The organism is Paraclostridium sp., assembly GCF_051656405.1.
Taxonomy (GTDB): domain Bacteria; phylum Bacillota; class Clostridia; order Peptostreptococcales; family Peptostreptococcaceae; genus Paraclostridium.
On the sequence record NZ_JBOGBV010000019.1, the window covers coordinates 26,314 to 42,008 of the forward strand.

Below are 15,695 nucleotides of genomic sequence, written 5' to 3' on the forward strand. Positions count from 1 at the left end.
TAGATATTTATTGATTATAAGAAAGAACCTCAACTTTAATAAGTTGAGGTTCTTAATCTATATAAAATGAAATTCATGGGATGACTATTTTAAATCATTAGATATCTCAGTAAATATAACTCCAAGTGCATGAGCTCCTGCATCTGGATATCCTAAACTTCTTTCTCCAACAGTTCCTGCTCTACCCATACGAGCTACTATTTCTTTAGTTGCCTCTGCTCCTTCTACAGCTTTTCTTGCTGCTTTTTCAAAAGCTTCTTTAAATGTATCATTTTCTTTTACGCTTAATTCCCATGAGTTTGCACATGGTACTAAGGCATCTATTAAAGTCTTATCTCCTACTCCAGCTCCTCTACCAAATGATCTCTCACCTGTAGCTTGTACACCATTAACTGCTGCATCCATCATATTAGCAAAGTTTAAAATAGTAAGTTCTTCTTTATCTCCTACATATCTTCCTGCTGCTCTAAAAGCACTTCCCCATATTGGTCCTGATGCTCCTCCACAGTATTCCATTATTACCATAGAACATTCATTTAAGAATTTACCAATCGTTAGGTCTTCTATTGAAAGTATGTTTGCCCATTCTCTTTTTAATTGCTTAAATCCTTTTGCAACACTCATTCCAAAATCTCCATCTCCAGCGTAAGAATCTAATTCACAGAATGGCACTTCATTTTTTATTATTATTTCACTCATTTTATCAACTACATAGATCATATTTTCTAAAGTGAATCTATAATCTTCTATATTTGAAAAATCTTTATTAGTTTGCACTTCAAAACATACATTTGAATCATCTGTATTGTTTTCATCTTCATATATATCTGTATATTCTACTGGTACGAAAGCTCCTGAAACCTTAAACCCAGGTGCTTCACTTACTTGAGATAATAAATGTTTTAACTCATTATCTAATTTCATTATAGATACAGATGCTCCTGCCATATCTATACTAGTCATGTAGTTTCCAACAAAAGCTGTACATATTTTGATATTTCTCTTAGCTAACTCACGTATAACAGAATTATTAAGTAAATATAGTTCTTGAAGTGGAGTTCCTCCGAAACCATTAATCATTAATGCAATTTCTTCTTCATTCGAATCTTCTATTTTCATATCTGCTAATATAGCATTAACCATTTTTTTAGCCAGCTCATCTGCAGAAGATGTTTTTTCTCTTCTTACACCTGGCTCTCCATGTATTCCAACTCCAAATTCTATTTCATCTTCTTCTAATTGGAATGTAGGTGTTCCTTTTGCTGGTACAGTACATGATGTAAGTGCAAATCCTAAACTTCTAACATTATTAGCAGCTTTTTGTGCAACTTCCTTTACTTCATGTAAACTCATACCAAGTTCAGCTGCAGCTCCAGCTATTTTGTGAACTAAAACTGTTCCTGCAACTCCACGTCTACCTACTGTATATAAACTATCTTCAACAGCAATATCATCATCTACTTTTATATAGTCAACAATTAAACCATCTTCTATAGCAAGATGTGCTGCATTTCTAAAGTTCATAATATCTCCACTATAATTTTTGATTATTAGTAATGTTCCTTTATTACTTGCAGTCTCTTTTATTGCATTATATATTTGTATTTGAGAAGGTGATGCAAACACATCTCCACAAACAGCTGCATCTAACATACCTTTTCCTACAAATCCTGCATGTGCTGGTTCATGACCACTTCCACCACCACTTATTAAACTAACTTTATTCTTATTTATATTTTTTTTCTTAATTACTTTATATTTTTTTAAAAACTCAAGTTCTGGATGCGCCATAGCTATTCCATTACACATTTCCATAACCACAGTTTCTGGTTTATTTATTATTTTTTTCATAATGTCACACCTCTATCTGTTTTTATAGTTTTTCCCTATACTATCAGCTGTTATTATTGCAGCTGCAACTTCATCAACGTTTATAGGGAATGGCATAGAATATATAGATTCTTCTTTAATACATGCTTTCTCAGCCACTTCTTTTAATTCTTCTTCAGTAATAGTTTCTACCCCTATATCTTCTAGACAAACAGGAAGCCCTACTTGTAAGCAAAATTCTAATACTTCTTCTATTTCTTCTTTAGGTGCATTTTCTAAAACTAATTGTGCTATTGTTCCAAAAGCAACTTTTTCACCATGGAAGTATTTATGTGTTCCTTCTAATATAGTAAGTCCATCATGGATCGCATGAGCTGCTGCTAATCCTCCACTTTCAAATCCAAGTCCAGATAAAAGAATATTTGTCTCAATTATATTTTCTAAAGCTGGAGTAACTAAGTTACAATCTGATGATACTTTTGCTTTAACCCCATCATTTATTAGAGTTTCATAACATAATTTTGCTAAAGCTAATGCTGTATTAGTTCCCTTAGCTTCTCCACATAACCCTTCTCTATAACCACAAGGTAGTCCTGCATTTACATTTGAATATGAACTAGCCGTTGCTCTTGCTTCAAAGTAAGTTGATAAAGCATCTCCCATTCCTGAAACTAAAAATCTAGTTGGTGCTTTAGCTATAACTGTAGTATCCACTAAAACTACACTTGGACTTTGCTTGAAATATGCATAATCATCAAATGCTCCATCTGGTGTATATAATACTGCTGAATGACTTGTAGGTGCATCTGTTGCAGCTATAGTTGGAACTATTATTAAGTTATCTCCTTGAGCTACACACTTAGCAGTATCTATTGCTTTACCTCCGCCTAAACCAATTGTACATGCACATTTATTCTTTTTAGCTAGCTCTTGTAATCTTGCTACTTCTTCTCTAGAACATTCGCCTTTGAAGTTACTTTCAACAAAAGTTACCCCGAATTTTTTAGCAGTTGAATCTAATTTATCTTTAACACGTTCTATATCATCTTTATGTGCGATTAATAAAGCTGAATCCCCAAATACTTTTATGAAGTACCCTAAATTTAATAACTCATCTTGACCTTGTACATATTTTGTAGGACATATAAATGCTTTTCTCATATTAATCTCTCCTTTGTATTTTGTAGTGATATTATTTTTTAAGTTAACTTAATTATAATACCGTTTTCCCAAAAATGCATTGGACATAGATGTTAATAAATTACGATTTAAAACCGTAATTTTTTGATGTAAAATTATATAATTGGAATTTATGTACTTTTCGAAATTTTTTTAACAAATTCAATTTATCTATTATCTAAGATGTTTCTTGTATAAATTTGGGGTTACACCTTCATACTTTTTAAATATCTTTATAAAGTATCCAGACTCGCTAAATCCAAGTTCATCACTGATTTCATTTATTGTCATATCAGTTTCTTCTAAAAGAGCTTTTGCCCATTTAATTTTAAGCTTTGATATATATGTTGAAAAATTCTCACCTATTTCTTTTGAAAATAGTCTGCTAAAATAGCTAGGACTAACATGGCATAGCTTTGCCATCTTCTCCATTGATATATTTTCACTTTTATTGTTATATATATATTGTATTGCTGGCTTTAAAGTTTTGCTTACATTAATTTCTTCGCTGTCTTCTTTGTGATCATAAGTTATATATCTATTCACAATAGCATTAGAAATTTCTTTTTTAACACTTTCTATATTTTTGATACTATATCTATTAAAAGTTTTACTATCTATTTCTATTCCATTTTTCATAGTTTTTTCATACATCTCTAAAATCAAATTTTTATTTAATGCCTCTTCTACTATATAATTAGATAGTAAAAATAACATATTAGATGTATCTTCTACTTCTTTATATGATAAAACAGGTAGCTCATTATAATATTGATTAAGTTGATTTGAGATATCATCTTGTTTTAGTACTTTATCTGGAACTTTTAATATTTGTTCTAACATATCTGTTGATTCATAATCATCTATTCTCACTTGCCCTGCCATTATTGCACCTATATATTTTTCATCAACTATAATAGGTATAGCAACATCAACTATATTATAATGACATAAATATATATATGGTTTATTCATTCGCACAGCTTCTAACCCACCTCTTGAATCACATTTTTCACAGTACTTTGATAACTTAGAATTACCTCTTACTAACTCACAAAATTTGTGGCATCTACTGTGTTTAGTTATCGGATTTCCTTTATAGTCCACTATAACTATTGCCATTTTCGTAACTAGCGAAAGATAATCTTGTAAATTATCCCATTTTTTGAAATCTATTATCTTATTTAGACTTAAATTTTCATTTCTCACTTTTCATACTCCTTTAAAGGCAATTTTATATCATGTACTAATTTTATCATATATGAATAATATATTGTTTATTATGCAGACTATTTAGTGGAGGTGGATTTTATGTTAAATTTAACTGCTAAAGAAAAAATGTTATTAGAAGATGAAAAAAGCCATGAACAATTATGTGTTCAAAAATATCAAGAATATGCTCAAAAAGCTTCAGACCCACAACTAAAAAGTTTATTTAATGAACTTGCTCAACACGAACAACAACACTTAACTTCAATAAATCAAATTTTAAGTGGTACTGTTCCTACCGTTAATCAAGGTCAAAGCCAAGGAACTCAAAACTCAAATATGCAAAATTCAAATACTATGCCTAATATGAATTTACAATCATCACAAATGAATGCTTCTAATGAGCAAGATAAAATGTTATGCCAAGACTCACTTAGTACTGAAAAATATGTATCATCTACATATAATACAGCTATATTTGAGTTTGCAGATAAAAATGTACGCCAAGTTTTAAATCATATTCAAAAAGAAGAACAAGAACACGGAGAAAAACTTTACAATTACATGAGTCAACATAATATGTATAACTAGAAAAATAGGATGTGATATCAATTAATGGATCACATCCTTAACTATTTTTATAGCACTAAATATTTATATATTATCGGTATATCAATGATTTTCTTTACCAATTTAACTTAATTTTTCTCATTTTTATAAATCATCTGAAAATAGTTAACTTTGCTAATATAATTTTTTTTATTGACTTATTTCAAATTTGTTTTATAATTGTATACAACAAGTAGATAACTGAGATAGAGGCGCGAAACTTATTAGTAGTATTATGGAGGTAAGCTCGATGAAGTAATATGAAAGGAAATTTCGCCGAAGTAAATAGTTAATAGCTTTAACACTGTTTACTGGGCTTATATAAAATATATATAAGACTGTCACATTTTGTGGAGTGCTATTTTCAATGAAAGCGTACGGTATCATCATACTTAGTTAGTATGAATTTTTTCGTATAAAGTCATGAGCATAGTCTCATGGCTTTTTTTACGCTTAAGGGATTATAATTATTCAAAATTCGTAGATAACCTATGAAACTTAGTTATATCCATATAATATATTTTGAGCGTAAAAAAGCTTTTTGAGCAACGGACGAAGTCGTTTGAGTAACGGGACACGAGTTTACCGAGTGGACGTTGACGATATGAAATTTGAGCGACATGAGCGAAGTGAATTTTTTATTTTCATAAAGATTTATTATCTTAGTTACTTACTTATGGAAAACTAACACCATAAGGAGGATAAGTAAAATGAGTAATGAAAATCAAGATTTAAAAAGAGGGTTAAAAGCTAGACATCTAAATATGATTGCTCTAGGAGGATCGATTGGGACAGGTATATTCCTTGCAATGGGTGATACTCTTCACCAAGCAGGTCCTGGTGGTGCTTTATTAGCATATGGGTTAATAGGAATAATGGTTTATTTCTTAATAACTAGTTTAGGTGAGATGGCAACATATATGCCTATATCTGGTTCTTTTAGCTCTTATGCTACAAAGTTTATTGATCCAGCGCTTGGTTTTGCACTTGGGTGGAACTATTGGTATAACTGGGCAATAACTATAGCTGCTGAAATGGTTGCAGGATCATTAATTATGAAATATTGGTTCCCTAATGTCCCAGGATTTTATTGGAGTATATTTTTCTTAGCTATAATTGTAGGATTAAACTTTTTATCAGCAAAAGCATATGGTGAATCTGAGTATTGGTTTGCAGGAATTAAAGTTGTAACTGTAATAATATTTTTAATAATAGGTGTGTTAATGATACTTGGTGTAATGGGTTCTGATGAAATAGGATTCCATAATTACTTTATAGCCGATGGACCATTTCATGGTGGTATAAAATCTGTATTTGCTATATTTTTAGTTGCAGGTTTTTCATTCCAAGGTACCGAACTTATAGGAGTTGCAGCCGGAGAAAGTGAGCAGCCGGAGAAAACTATACCAAAAGCTGTAAAATCAATTTTTTGGAGAATATTAATATTTTATCTAGGAACTATAATTGTTTTAGGTGCTATTATACCTTTTACTCAAGCTGGTGTTTCTGAAAGTCCATTTACTATGGTTTTTGAAAAAGCAGGAATAGCTGGTGCTGCTTCACTTATGAATGCAGTAATATTAACATCTGTTTTATCTGCAGGTAATTCAGGTATGTATGCATCAACTAGAATGCTATATTCAATGGCTAAAGAAGGTCTTGCCCCTAAAGTTTTTGCAAAAACTAATAACAGAGGGGTTCCTGTAAATGCATTAATATTAACTACATTAGTAGCTTCTGCATGTTTCTTAACAGGTATATTTGCAGAAAGTACAGTTTATGTTTGGTTGGTTGCTGCATCTGGACTTGCTGGATTTATAGCATGGGTTGGTATAGCAGTTTGTCACTATAGATTTAGAAAAGCATATATACATCAAGGTCATAGTTTAAAAGAATTAAAGTTTAAAGCTAAATGGTATCCATTTGGACCTATATTAGCACTTATAATGTGTTTGATAATAATATTAGGTCAAGGATATTCTTGTATATCTCCAAATGGAGTTGACTGGCATAGTTTAATAGCTTCGTATATAGGTATTCCTTTATTCATAGGTTTATATGTTGGATATAAAATCAAGCATAAAACTAAAGTTGTATCTTTAGATGAAGTTGACTTAACTTTTGACGAAAATATAAATAATAATTAAATATATTGATTAACTAAAAAAAGGCTGATTTTAAATCAGTCTTTTTTTATATTCTTTCTAATTTATATATAACAGGGTGTAATCCATCATTACAAGAATGTATTGCAACCCCTTCTTGTTTTACATAAGGACTGTTTTTCCCTGATGCCAAAAATTCAACTTTACTTTTTAATCCTTCCCATGCCCCTTTACAAAAACGTTCTGGCATTTCGCAATCTTTTGATATAAATTCATCTCCAACTTCACCCTTAGCGCAAACTAATGGCATGTTTTCTTTTGCATATTCTACAAAAATATCATTTACCTTTAATTTTTTTAATATCGTTATTTTAATATCTGAATACTTTTGTGATTCCATTTTATTCCCCTCCATAAAAAATTTATGTAATAACTATATTCTAAACTAAAACTTATTTCATATAAACACAAATAAAAAGAAAATCTCGAAGTTATTAATAACTTCGAGATTAAAATAATTTATATTAACATAAATCTATTACTTGAACTTGATATACAACAGTTATAATTTGACCAGGAACCATAGTATTTAAATTAAATCCTGCTGATGGGTTGTAATCTGGATGAGGAACACCATTTACAGTTACAGTTCCTAATACAAATATAGAGTTATGAGGAGTATAGTCTACAAATACTACATCAGTAGCATTTATATTTCCTACATTTTCAATTGTGATTGTATAAGTTAATTTTTCACCTATAGTCGCATATTTTTTATTTACAGACTTAGTTACATTTAAATTACCATAAGCGATATTAGTAGTTACTGTATTTGAGTAAGCTGTATCACTATATGGAGGCTGTTTTGGATCTACTAAATATTTAAATGGTATAACAGCCTGGTTAGTTACTTTATTAGAAGCAGGAACTGAAGTCACAGTTGCACTAAATTGAACTATTACCACGTTTCCTATTCCTATGTCACCTATGCTAAATCCAACTGTAGGATCATAACTTGGTTTACTTTCTCCATTTACAATTACAGAACCTGCTTTAAATTGAGCACCAGTAGATGGAGTATCTTGGAATAGAACTTCATTATCTATAACATTTCCTACATTTGTAAGAGTTATAGTATAGTTTAATATATCTCCTATTGTAGCTATTGCTTTATCTACAGTTTTAACTACATTAAGTTTTCCTAAAACTACATTAGTTGTCACTAAATTACTTGATTGAGTTTTAGTTGCTACTGTACCGCTAGGATCTATCTTATAACTAAATTGAATTTGAGAAGTATTTGTTACATAATCTGGTACCGGTAAAGAATTTATCTTAACATCAAAAGTAACTGTCACTGTTTGATTAGGCGCTAAATCTGATAAATCAAATCCTAAAGTTGGATCTAACGCTGGGTATAAAACATTGTTTATTCTTACAGTTCCTAATACATAACTTAATTCTGATTGTAATAAATCGGTAAATCTTAAGCTAGTTGCATTTACATTTCCTGTATTAATAATAGTTGAAGTGTAAGTTATCGTATCATTTACTTTTGCATATAACTTATCTACTGATTTTGTATTAGATAAACTACCCACATTAATATTAGTTGTTACTGTATTAGATGTTGCTGATATAGGATAGTTTCCACCTTGTGGGTCTACTTTATATACGCCATTTGATGTTGCGTAGTTTGTTACTTGTGGTGGTGTTGGTACAGAGTTTACAGTTGCATTAAATTGCACTAAAGATGTATTTCCTGCTATAAGATTATTTGGTAAGTTAAATCCTGCTATTGGATCATAATCAGGATAACTAATACCATCTATTGTTACTGTTCCTGGCTTAAATATAGCTCCATTTGATAACGTATCTGCAAATGCTAAGTTAGATATAGTTGTATTTCCATCATTTTTAACTAATACGTTGTAATTTAATATATCCTGTAAAGTCGCATATAATTTGTTTACAGTCTTAGACATACTTAGTTTTGGATAAACTATAATAGTATAAACTGTATTTGACGTTGATGATTTGCTATAATTTTGGCCACTAGGATTAACCTTATAATTAAATGTTCCTACCGCATAGTTTAGTACTGAGTCATGTGTTGGGTGTTGTATTACAGTAGCAGTAAATGAAACAGTTACACTACCTAAAGGTTCTATAGTTCCTAAGCTAAATCCTTGATTCGGATCATAATCTTCATAAATATCTCCATCTATTTTAACTGATCCTGTATTAAATGTTACATCTGATTGTAAGTTATCTGAGAAAATTACATCAGTTGCATTTACATTTCCATTGTTATTTACGACCACTGTATATATTATTGTATCTCCTGTTGTAGCATAACTTTTATTTACAGTCTTATTTAAATTCAGTGAACCTAAGTTTATTTGAGTATCTGCTTTGTTGGAATTTGTTTGCCCATATAAATCACTTCCATTAGGGTCTATTTTATATGCAAATGTTAAGTTAGCTATATTGCTAATTAATGAAGGTGTAGGCAGTGAGCTTACAGTTGCATCAAATTTAACAACAATCGTATCTCCTGATATTATATCACCTAGGGTAAAACTTGAATATGGGTCAAATCCCGGTTTTAATACTCCGTTTATAGTTACAGAGTCCGTAACAAAAGTTAATCCTGTTGGTATAACATCTCTAAAGTTTACATTATTAGCAATTACATTTCCATTGTTTAATATATTAACTGTATATGTTAATACATCTCCAATTGTGGCATATGATTTACTAACTGATTTTGTTGCACTTAATGATCCTACATTTATAACAGTACTTACTGTATTACTTGTTGATTGTTTTGATACCGGAGTATTATCTGGGTCTATCTTATAACTATAATTTGTTGTAGCAGTATTGTATAAAGTATAGTCTCCAGTAGGTATACTATTTACTTTAACCTTGAAACTAACTGTTGCATTTCCATATCCAATTATATCGGTTAAACTAAATCCTGCATTAGGATCATAATCTGGCTTATTTTCTCCATTTACATAAATAGATCCATTTACAAAACTTGCATCTATTTGGACTAAATCTTTAAATATGACATTTGAACAAGTTGCATTTCCTTGATTTACTATATTTATTGTATACGTTAATACATCATTTATAGTTGCGTACATCTTATCTACTGATTTTGTAAGGTTTAATAAACCTAAATTGATAAAAGTAGTAACTTTATTAGATGTAGATGTTATTGTAACTGGATCATCACTTGGAGTTAATTTATAAGTGAATTCTACATCTGCAGTATTTTCTACTTTTCCACTTTGAGGAATTGAGTCTACATGAATACTAAATGATACTACATGATATTGATTTGGTGTTAAATCACTTAATGCAAATCCATCAATAGGATTGAAAGTTGGTTTAGGTATTCCATCTACTACTACAGTTCCACTATTAAATGAAGTTGAACTTGGCATTAAGTCTGTAAATGTTAAATTAGTTGCATTAACTGATCCAGTATTTTTTATCATTACTGAATAACTTAAATTATCTCCAACTGTAGCATAATTTGTATTTACTGATTTTGTAAGTGTTAACTCTCCAACTGCAACAAACGTCATTGTTGTATTTGTATTTATCGTTGCATTTACTAATTCACTACCTACTGTATATTTATAATTTATAGTAGCAAAGTTATAAATAGTGTTATCTAAAGGTCTACTATCTATAGTAGCTTTGAAAGTTACTGTAGTTGTTGTATTCGGTTCTATATCATCTAATAAAAAACCATTACTTGGGTCATAGCCAATTTTTTGTTGCCCATTTATATAAACTGAATCTTTTACAAATTTTAAATGAGTATCTAAGTTATCTATAAATTCCACGAATTGGGCAGGTACATTCCCTTCATTAGTTACATCTATACTAAAGTTTAAAGTATCTCCTAATTTTGCAATACTCTTATCAACTGATTTACTTGCAGATACTATAGTATCATACACATAAACAGTAGTTGTATTTGAGTCTTTTGACTTAGTAGTAGGGCTTCCATTAGGATCTACATAGTAAGAATATTGAACAGTTGCTTTATTCAATAGTTTATTATCTAATGGTAATTGCTCTGTTATAACAGTGAAACTAACAGTAGTTTGATGCCCTATATCTATATCCTCTAAGCTAAATCCAGTTTCTGGATTATAGCTTGGTTTATTTACTCCATTTACATATACTGACCCATCATTAAATACAGACTCTTCTTGAATCATATCTGTAAACATTAAATTCTTTAATATAGTATTTCCTGTGTTATATATAACAAAACTATAAGTTATTATATTGTTTAATCTAACTACAGTTCTATCCGCTGCCTTTGTAACTGTTAGATTTCCTAATCTTATATAAGTTGTTACCGAATTACTAGTTACATTACTTACTATACTGCTTCCATTTGGATCTATCTTATATGAATAGTTAATATTTGATGTGTTAGTTACATATCCATTGTTCGGAACAGATTCAACATTAACATCAAATTTCACAGTAACTGATGACCCTGGTGTTATAGTATCTAATGTAAATCCTACATTCGGATCATAATCTGGATATGCTGTAGATCCAATTTTTACAGAACCGCTTACAAATGTTGTATTGTTTGGCACTAAATCTGTAAACATAGTGTCTGTTATATTTATATTACTATTATTAGTTATTACAGAAGTATAAGTTAATTTATCTCCTACTGTTGCATAAGTTTTATCTACACTCTTTGTATTGGTTACATTTATATTTCTTATATTTGTGGTTGTTGTATTACTAGTTAAATTTCCATCAATGTATGGACTTGTTGGACTTAATTGATATTTAAAGTTGATACTTGCACTATTGTTGATTTGAGGAGGATTAGGAACGCTAGTTACCGTTGCTTTAAACATTACAACAACATTTCCTCCAGGTAAAATATCACTTATCGTAAATCCATTATTAGGATTTGCACTTGGTTTATTAGTTCCATCCACAAATACAGATCCATCTACAAATGCTGCTCCATTTGGAATTAAATCTTTGAAAGTTACATTTGTTAGTGGTATTGTTCCTGTATTGCTCGCTACAACTTCATAATCAAGTACATCTCCTACAACCGCATATGATTTATTTACTGATTTAGTTAAAGTTGCTGAATATGAGTTTATTATAGTTGTTACGGTGTTACTTGTTGATGTTTTTGATATTGGCTGTTGATTCGGGTCTATATAGTAACTATACGATGCTGTTGCGCTATTTTTAATAGTATTAGGATTTGGTAAACTTTCTACTTTAACTTTAAATTCGATATTTACAACCTGACCTATATTAATAGTGCCTAAGCTAAATCCAGACTCAGGGTTATAATTTGGTTTATTTACTCCATTTATATAAACCGATCCTGAAACAAAAGATATTTGAGATTGAAGTATATCTGAGAAAATAACATTGTTTGCACTTGCGCTTCCATTATTCTCAACTGTAAATGAATAAGTTAAATTCTCACCTACTCCTGCATATGATTTATCTACACTTTTTACAATATCTATTTGAGCATATGGATCATAAGTTTTTACAGTGTTAGAATATACAGTTTTGCTTACTGTTGGGCTATATGGTGTTTGTTTGTAGCTAATTGTAACTTCTGAAGTATTTGGAATATATCCAACAGGAGTATTTCCAACTATTGTTGCTACAAATACTATTGTTGCAGTATCCCCAGGTTTTAAGTTTTCTATTGGAAACTGTGTGTTTGGATTATAATTTGGATAATTTATACCATTTATATATAAACTTCCTTCATAGAAAGATAAATATATTCCTAAGAAATCCACAAATTTGATATTCGTTAAATCTACATTTCCTGTATTTTGAATTACTGTTGTATAAACTATATAATCTCCAGGTTGTGCATATGCTTTATCTACAGATTTTGTCACTGTATATGCTGCTTTATTTATAATTGTTTGAACAATGTTACTATAAATTGTATTTGTTAATATATTTCCATTAGGATCAGGTTGGTAGCTGTATACTAAATCTGATTGATTATAAACTATATTTGGGTTAGGTACTGAATTTACTTTCACTTGATATAAAACTTCTATAGTTTCCCCTGAACAAATAGTTCCTAATGTAAATCCTTGGTTAGGATTGTATGAAGGATATGATATCCCATTTATACTAACTGAACCTGCAATAAATGAAGTTTCTGATTGTATATTAGATAAAAATACTGTATTTGTAGAATTTATGTTGCCATTATTAGTTATCTCAACTTTGTAGTATAAAATATCATTTATAGTTGCATAATCTTTGTCAACACTCTCCACAATATTCATACATGTATAATTTGCGATTGTATCTACTTTGTTAGAGTCTTTCTCTGATTGTATAACTCCACTTTCAGTAGATATTTGATATTTAAATGGAACCTGTGCTATATTTTCTATTAAGTTAGCTGGATTAAGTTCATTTATTAAAACTTTATACTCTACCTCAGTTGTTTCTTTAGGTTGAATTGGATTTGGTAATTCAAATCCATTAAATGGATTTAGTGTTGGCTCTATTTCTCCATTTATTTTAACACTTCCATTTGCAAAGCTTGCTCCTGGTATTGTTGGCTCTAATACTTGAACATTATCTGCATTTATATTACCTGTATTAGTTAAACTTAATGTGTAAGTTACTGTGTCTCCTACTTTTGGATAATTATTATTATTGCATCTTTCTCCTATAATATCTACATACTGAATTGTTGTAGATGTAGTATTGCTGAATATAGTTTTTTCTCTTAAATATCCATACTGATTAAATATATACCCGAATGAAACACAAGCATTATTATACACCTTAGTCGAAGCTGGCAGTGAGTTTACTTTACATTGGAAAACTATTTTTGTAGATGCGCCTACAGGTAAATCAGGAAGTGATATTCCATCTACGGGATTATATTCTGTATATTCTGTTCCATCAATAATTACACTTCCATCTACAAATGAACAATTTAAATCTATTTTATCTTGGAAAAATATACTTTTAGCTATTTCTGTTCCAATATTTTTTATATCAACTGTATAAGTTATAGTGTCCCCTATAACCGCTGTTGATTTTGATGAAGCTTTTGAAATTGATAATAATCCATCTTGAACAATTATCTCTATAGTATTTGTAGTTGCATAATTCGTAATATTATCCACACCTGATATAAATTGATAATTGTAATTTACATTTTGATGAAGTAATCCTCCATTTGGTACTGAGTCTACTCTAACTGTAAATAATACATTTTTAATACCTTTTGCTGGTATAGTTCCTAAATTTATTCCAGCAGATATGTTTGCTGATGGATATGAAACTTCATTTATAGTTACAGACCCAGGTATAAATGTAGTACTTGAATCTAAATTTGCTGATATAATAACATTGTTCGCATCTACTGCCCCATCATTTTTTATACTTAATGCATATACTAAAGGCTCTCCAACTTGTATATTATACTCTCCATCCCCATCTATATCGTACACATCTAGGTTGGTTATAATATTAGGCGCATTTACATTTAATTGTGTTCCGACTGCTACAAGTTGTACCCCATCTCCAGTCTCAACTGAGTTTACTTGCCCCGCTAATAATGTTTGATTTGGAACTAAGGTTTTAGTTATATCTACATTAGTTATATCCCATTTATTTCTGGCTCCTAGTTTTTGAGTAGGAACGAATCCATCATTATTGTTATTTCCATTAGTTCCATTTATATTTAATAATCCATTGTTGCTATTTAATGGATTAACTACGTTTATTAATCCTGAAAAAAAGTTGTTCCCAGGATTGTTTGGTGCAGTTCCAGGGTTTGGATTAGGACTATTTACTGAGTTTCCTATATTGCTAAGATTAGCAAAAGAAGGTCCTGCATAAGCAAAATCATCGCCATTTATTGGCTCGCCATTTGCACACGCTATAAACACATTTCCTTTAAGTTTTGAAATATCTGAACTTGTTGTAAATCCTGAAATAGTTGTTTGTAAAGGAGATCCCGGTTTTGCTACTGATATACCTGATAAGTACATTACCTTTTGAGGTGGTAAAATGTCATTTCTATAAACTACCGAAAGCGTCCACCCTCCTCTACTATTACTTAATCCAGTGTCTGGAACACTTATTGGCACATTTGATACTGTATAATTTCCTGATAAAGAATTTTGTATATATGATGTTACATCTGCCGCTCTATATCTGTCTATAGCTCCCGATGTAGCTGTATTTGTATCTGTATATTGAGGTGAAATTTGATAGCTTCCTTTTGACGTTGTAAAAGTTATTGAATTGTCTTGTATACTTCTAAGATCTTGTGCACCTTGTACATTACTTTTTACAGTTGAGTACCATAAAAGCTCCGCATATAATATTGTACTATTTGGTAATATATTTAAATTTGCTGTACTTCCAGCTTCTGACCAATCTCTTGTTATGCTTCCATCTGGTTTTATCATATCAGATGTATTTGCTCCTGTAGCTGTAGTACTTCCGCATACTACAAAGCTATTTCCTGTAGCTACTAATACAGCTTTATCTATAGCTGTAAATCTGGGTGTTAACGACACAATATCTCCTCCTAATTTTCTATTATACTTGTAAGGTTTAATAACTTTAAAATAACCCTCATATATACTATTGATATGCCCCTTTTTAGTTGCCTATTTTATTTATTTTTAATTTTAATTTTAGTTTTGAATAATTTGTCGTATCACAAAGTATTTA

The 15,695-nt window shown here is 30.2% G+C and carries 7 protein-coding genes and 1 riboswitch; of the genes, 2 read left to right on the forward strand and 5 right to left on the reverse strand.

Annotated elements, in window-relative coordinates:
* Window positions 1-84: 84 nt before the first annotated feature.
* The 3 genes from dhaK to ACRDDE_RS03055 all read right to left on the reverse strand — a co-directional run bounded on the left by dhaK (window position 85) and on the right by ACRDDE_RS03055 (window position 4,218).
* Window positions 85-1,851, reverse strand: coding sequence for a dihydroxyacetone kinase subunit DhaK (gene dhaK / locus ACRDDE_RS03045; RefSeq protein WP_438625434.1), 1,767 nt, complete (start codon window positions 1,849-1,851; stop codon window positions 85-87).
* A 12-nt stretch (window positions 1,852-1,863) separates the two neighbouring features.
* Entirely contained in the window at window positions 1,864-2,991 is a 1,128-nt protein-coding gene (locus ACRDDE_RS03050; protein ID WP_148551885.1) for a glycerol dehydrogenase, read from the reverse strand.
* 192 nt (window positions 2,992-3,183) lie between these two features.
* Window positions 3,184-4,218, reverse strand: coding sequence for a PocR ligand-binding domain-containing protein (locus ACRDDE_RS03055; RefSeq protein ID WP_438625436.1), 1,035 nt, complete (start codon window positions 4,216-4,218; stop codon window positions 3,184-3,186).
* A 102-nt stretch (window positions 4,219-4,320) separates the two neighbouring features.
* Between ACRDDE_RS03055 and ACRDDE_RS03060 the strand changes: the two genes are divergently transcribed.
* Together ACRDDE_RS03060 and ACRDDE_RS03065 are read left to right on the forward strand one after the other, a co-directional pair.
* The gene (locus tag ACRDDE_RS03060) at window positions 4,321-4,809 is read left to right on the forward strand and encodes a spore coat protein (RefSeq protein ID WP_438625437.1); all 489 of its coding nucleotides are present in this window, start codon (window positions 4,321-4,323) and stop codon (window positions 4,807-4,809) included.
* Window positions 4,810-5,026: 217 nt separating this feature from the next.
* Window positions 5,027-5,196, forward strand: a riboswitch (Lysine riboswitch).
* 341 nt (window positions 5,197-5,537) lie between these two features.
* Window positions 5,538-6,974, forward strand: a complete 1,437-nt coding sequence (locus tag ACRDDE_RS03065; protein WP_438625438.1) for an amino acid permease — start codon at window positions 5,538-5,540, stop codon at window positions 6,972-6,974.
* A gap of 46 nt (window positions 6,975-7,020) precedes the next feature.
* Here ACRDDE_RS03065 and ACRDDE_RS03070 read toward each other — a convergent pair whose 3' ends face one another.
* A complete protein-coding gene (locus ACRDDE_RS03070) occupies window positions 7,021-7,332 on the reverse strand; it encodes a TIGR04076 family protein (protein WP_438625440.1) in 312 nt (103 codons plus the stop codon).
* Window positions 7,333-7,456: 124 nt separating this feature from the next.
* Window positions 7,457-15,538 (reverse strand): hypothetical protein, encoded by an 8,082-nt coding sequence (locus tag ACRDDE_RS03075; protein WP_438625442.1) that lies wholly within the window; start codon window positions 15,536-15,538, stop codon window positions 7,457-7,459.
* Window positions 15,539-15,695: the final 157 nt, after the last annotated feature.

Coding starts and splice junctions, on each gene's coding strand:
- ACRDDE_RS03065 (WP_438625438.1), top strand. CDS start 5,538: ATGAGTAATGAAAATCAAGATTTAAAAAGAGGGTTAAAAGCTAGACAT.
- dhaK (WP_438625434.1), bottom strand. CDS start 1,851: ATGAAAAAAATAATAAATAAACCAGAAACTGTGGTTATGGAAATGTGT.
- ACRDDE_RS03070 (WP_438625440.1), bottom strand. CDS start 7,332: ATGGAATCACAAAAGTATTCAGATATTAAAATAACGATATTAAAAAAA.
- ACRDDE_RS03060 (WP_438625437.1), top strand. CDS start 4,321: ATGTTAAATTTAACTGCTAAAGAAAAAATGTTATTAGAAGATGAAAAA.
- ACRDDE_RS03050 (WP_148551885.1), bottom strand. CDS start 2,991: ATGAGAAAAGCATTTATATGTCCTACAAAATATGTACAAGGTCAAGAT.